This is a genomic window from Streptomyces sp. YS-3, assembly GCF_045257485.1.
In the GTDB taxonomy this organism is placed as follows: domain Bacteria; phylum Actinomycetota; class Actinomycetes; order Streptomycetales; family Streptomycetaceae; genus Streptomyces.
In genome coordinates this window covers 1-4,172 of the sequence record NZ_JBJHPC010000603.1, presented here as the reverse complement: position 1 = coordinate 4,172, position 4,172 = coordinate 1, and the positions used below count along the sequence as shown (strand labels likewise).

Below are 4,172 nucleotides of genomic sequence, written 5' to 3'. Positions count from 1 at the left end.
GCGGGGAACTGCGCGATCAGCCACAGACGGCCCGCAGACGAAGGAGCCGCGCCGCGGGGCTACCCGGGCCACGTCACCCGGAATTCCGCACCCCCGCCCGGGGCGTTCCGGACCGTCAGGTCCGCCCCGTGTGCGCGGGCGATCTGGCGGGCCATCGCCAGCCCCAGGCCCGAGCCGGGCAGCGCGCGGGCCCGGTCGGCGCGGTAGAAGCGGTCGAAGACGTACGGCAGGTCCTCCGGGGCGATCCCCGGCCCGTGGTCCCGTACCGTCAGCGCCCCGCCCGACAGCGCCACCTCCACCTCGGCGCCCGGCGGGCTGAACTTCGCCGCGTTGTCCAGCAGGTTGGACAGCAGGCGGGCGAGGCGGGCCGGGACGCCCGGGAGCGTGATGGACGCGTCCGTCAGGTCGAGGCGGAACGGCGTGGCCGGCCAGTGCGCGCGGGCCGTGTCCACGGTGTGCGCGACCAGGGGTGCGAGACGCACCTCCTCCAGGAGCGGGGCGGGCTCCTCGTCCCTGGCCAGGTCGATCAGGTCGTTCACCATCACCGTCACCTCCCGGATCTGCCGGCCCAGCGCCGAGGACGCCCGGGTGCGCTGGGCCTCGGTCAGGCGGTCGGCGCGGGCCAGGAGCTCGGCGTTGGTCCGCAGCGCGGTCAGCGGGGTGCGCAGCTCGTGGGAGGCGTCCGCGACCAGCCGGCGCTGGGCGGTCACCGACTGCTCCAGCTCGCCCAGCATGGTGTTGAAGGACACGGCGAGCCGGGTCACCTCGTCCTCCTTGTAGGCCGGGCCCGCCGGCAGCTCGATGCGGTGGCCGGGGTCCCGGGTGGCCGCGATGTGCTCGGCGGTCGCGGTGAGCCGGGCGACCGGGGCGAGACCGGTCCGGGAGACCCCGTAGCCGAGGCCGGCGGCCAGCAGCACCCCGGCCGCGCCCACGCCGCCGAGCCACCAGGCCGCCTGCCGTACGCCCTGCTCGACCGTGTCCGCGCGCAGCGCGACCTGGAGGGCCTCGCCGCGCGGCAGCGTGGTGGTGAGCATCCGGGCCGGGTGGCCGGAGAGCCGGATGTTGGTGAAGTACGGGCGGCGCTGCCCGGCCGCGACCTCCCGGGCCTGCGGCGGAACGGGCAGCAGATACGGCTTGGCCGGGTCGTCCGCCCGGTCGCGGGGGACGATCTGGGCGCAGGCCGGGGCGGCCAGGAAGCGGCACTCGCCGTTGAGCACACCGGGGGCCTCGCCCCGGTTCTGCTGGGCGGCCAGCGTCGCGGACTGGGTCAGGTTCAGATCGAGCTGGTGGAACAGCTCGTAGCGGATCACGAAGAAGGCGGCCGTGCAGACGCCCAGCGCGACCAGCGCCACCGCCGCCGAGGCGGCCAGCGCCAGCCGGGTGCGCAGCGGGCGGTGGCGCCGCCAGCGGGCCCCGAGGCGGTGGCGGGCGCTCACGCGGTGTCCAGCCGGTAGCCGACGCCGTGGACGGTGTGGACGAGCCGGGGCTCGCCGTCCGCCTCCAGCTTGCGGCGCAGATAACCCACGTACACCGCGAGCGAGTTGGAGTCCGGGCCGAAGTCGCGGCCCCAGACGAGCTCCAGGATCATCTCGCGCGGCAGGACCTGGCCGGGGTGGCGCATCAGCAGTTCCAGGAGCGCGGACTCGGTGCGGCTGAACTCCAGCGGGCGTCCCGAGCGGTGGCCGGTCCGGGTCACCGGGTCGAGGACCAGGTCCGCGAAGACCAGCCGCTCGGGTTCCGGCTCCTCGGGCGCGGCCCGGCGCAGCAACGCCCGTACCCGTGCGACGAGTTCGTCCAGGGCGAAGGGCTTGACGAGATAGTCGTCGGCGCCCGCCTCCAGACCGTCGACGCGCTCGCTCACCGAGTCGAGCGCGGTCAGTACCAGGATCGGGGTGCGGTCGCCGAGCGCCCGCAGCCGGCGGCAGACGGCGAGCCCGTCCAGGACCGGCATCATCACGTCCAGGACCACCGCGTCCGGCTGCCAGACGGCGATCGAGGTGAGCGCCGCCAGCCCGTCGGCGGCGCCCCGCACCTCGTACCCCTCCACGGACAGGCCGTCCTCCACGGCGGCCCGTACCTCCGGCTCGTCGTCGACGACGAGGATGCGGGCCGGGGGCCGGGCGTGTGTGCTGGTGCTCATGGGCAAAGAGTGCCAAACACCGCTCTTAGAACCCTCTTAAGCCACCCCGCGACCGTTCGGGGCATGCGCACACCACTGTCTGTCGTGATCGGTGCGGGCGGCACCGGCGGCCACATCTACCCCGGACTCGCACTCGCCGAGGCGCTGCGCCGGGCCGCCCCGGACGCGGTGATCTCGTTCGTCGGTACGGAACGGGGCCTGGAGGGCGAGCTGATCCCGGCCGCCGGCTACCGGCTGCACACCGTCGGCATGATCCCCTTCGACCCGGCGCTCGGCGCCCGCCGCTATCTGCTCCCCGCCGCGCTGCTGCGGTCCGGCACCCAGTGCCGGACGATCCTGCGGGCCCAGGGCGCGCAGGTCGCCGTGGGGATGGGCGGCTATCCCAGCGCGCCCGTCATCGTCGGGGCCAGACTCGCCGGGCTGCCCAGCCTCATCCACGAGTCCAACGCGGTGCCCGGCCGGGCCAACCAGTTCGCGGCCCGGCTCACCGGGAACATCGCGGTCGCCTTCGACCGCAGCCGGGCCCATCTCGCGGGCGGCGCCGACGCCGTCACCACCGGGATGCCGATCGCCTCGGCGCTGGCCCGGCTCGACCGGCCGACGCTGCGGGCCGAGGCGCGGCGGGCGCTGGACGTACCGCCCGGGGCGCGGCTCGTGCTCGTCAACGGCGGCAGCCTCGGCGCGGCCCGGCTCACCGAGGCGGCGGTCGGCCTCGCCCGGCGCTGGCAGGGGCGCGAGGACGTCCATCTGCTGATCAAGACCGGTCCCGCCGCCCTGGAGGAGACCCGGCGGCGGCTGACCGGGCTGTGGGGCGCGCGGGCCGTGCCCTATCTGGACCGGATGGACCTCGCGTACGCGGCAGCCGACCTGGCGGTGTGCCGGGCCGGTTCCGCGACCGTCGCGGAGCTCGCCAGCACGGGGCTGCCGGCGGTCCTCGTCCCGTATCCGCACGCGCCCGGCGACCACCAGACGCACAACGCGCGGGTGCTCGTCGACGCCGGGGCGGGGCTGCTGCTGCCGGACGCCGAGGCCACCCCCGAACGGCTCGCCGAACTGGTCGAGCCGCTTCTGTCCGACCCCGGGCGGCTCGCCTCGATGACGGGCGCGGCCGACCCCGGACCGCACGCCCGCGCGGCCGACCTGCTGGCGGCGAAGGTCCTGGAACTGGCCGCCCGCCCCACCCCCTACACGCCTTCGTACGCGTACCGCGAGGAGCACACCGCATGAACAGCTGGCACAGCCGCACCGTCCTGGTCACCGGGGCCGAGGGCTTCATCGGATCGACCCTGGTGGACCTGCTGGTCGAGCGGGGCGCACGGGTACGGGCCCTGGTGCACTACAAGCCGTACGCGGAGAAGGGCCACCTCGCGCATCTGCTCGACCACCCGGCCGTCGAGATGATCGCGGGCGACGTACGCGACGCCGGGCGGGTGTCGGACGCGGTCGCCGGCTGCGACACCGTCTTCCACCTCGCCGCGCTGATCGGCATCCCGTACAGCTACGACTCCCCGGGCGCGTACGTGGCGACGAACGTGGTCGGCACCGAGAACGTCGCGGAGGCCTGCCGGCGCCACTCGGTGCGGCGGCTGGTGCACACGTCCACCAGCGAGGTGTACGGGACGGCGCGGACCGTACCCATCTCGGAGTCCCACCCGCTCCAGCCGCAGTCGCCCTACTCGGCGTCGAAGATCGGCGCGGACATGCTGGCCCTGTCGCACTGGCACGCCTTCGAGCTGCCGGTGACGGTGGTGCGGCCGTTCAACACGTACGGGCCGCGGCAGTCGGCGCGGGCCGTGATCCCGGCGATCCTGTCCCAACTCCACGCGGGTGTACGCGAGATCCGGCTCGGCTCGCTCACTCCCACGCGTGACTTCACGTATGTGACGGACACCGCGCGGGGGTTCCTGGCGGTGGCGGAGTGCGAGCGGGCGGTGGGGGAGGTGGTGAACCTCGGCTCGGGCCGCGAGATCGCCATCGGTGACCTGGCCGCGGCGCTGATCACGGCCTCGGGCCGCGAGGCGCGCATCGTGAC

Annotated in this window: 4 protein-coding genes; 2 read left to right on the top strand and 2 right to left on the bottom strand. The window is 75.0% G+C overall.

All coding sequences use genetic code 11. The annotated features are described in order from the left end of the window. Nucleotides 1-59: 59 nt before the first annotated feature. Together ACJA3G_RS31620 and ACJA3G_RS31615 are read right to left on the bottom strand one after the other, a co-directional pair. Nucleotides 60-1,436: a sensor histidine kinase gene (locus ACJA3G_RS31620; protein ID WP_406556476.1), complete on the bottom strand. Its 1,377-nt coding sequence runs from the start codon at nucleotides 1,434-1,436 to the stop codon at nucleotides 60-62. Beyond that, complete coding sequence (locus ACJA3G_RS31615; RefSeq protein WP_406556475.1) at nucleotides 1,433-2,140, bottom strand: response regulator transcription factor; 708 nt, start codon at nucleotides 2,138-2,140, stop codon at nucleotides 1,433-1,435. Before ACJA3G_RS31615 ends, ACJA3G_RS31620 begins: the two co-directional genes overlap by 4 nt. A gap of 63 nt (nucleotides 2,141-2,203) precedes the next feature. Between ACJA3G_RS31615 and ACJA3G_RS31610 the strand changes: the two genes are divergently transcribed. Both ACJA3G_RS31610 and ACJA3G_RS31605 read left to right on the top strand, forming a co-directional pair. Continuing rightward, complete coding sequence (locus tag ACJA3G_RS31610) at nucleotides 2,204-3,367, top strand: UDP-N-acetylglucosamine--N-acetylmuramyl-(pentapeptide) pyrophosphoryl-undecaprenol N-acetylglucosamine transferase (protein ID WP_406556474.1); 1,164 nt, start codon at nucleotides 2,204-2,206, stop codon at nucleotides 3,365-3,367. Further along, nucleotides 3,364-4,172 (top strand): GDP-mannose 4,6-dehydratase (locus ACJA3G_RS31605; protein ID WP_406556473.1); only part of this gene is annotated, 809 nt, incomplete at its 3' end. The genes ACJA3G_RS31610 and ACJA3G_RS31605, both read left to right, overlap by 4 nt.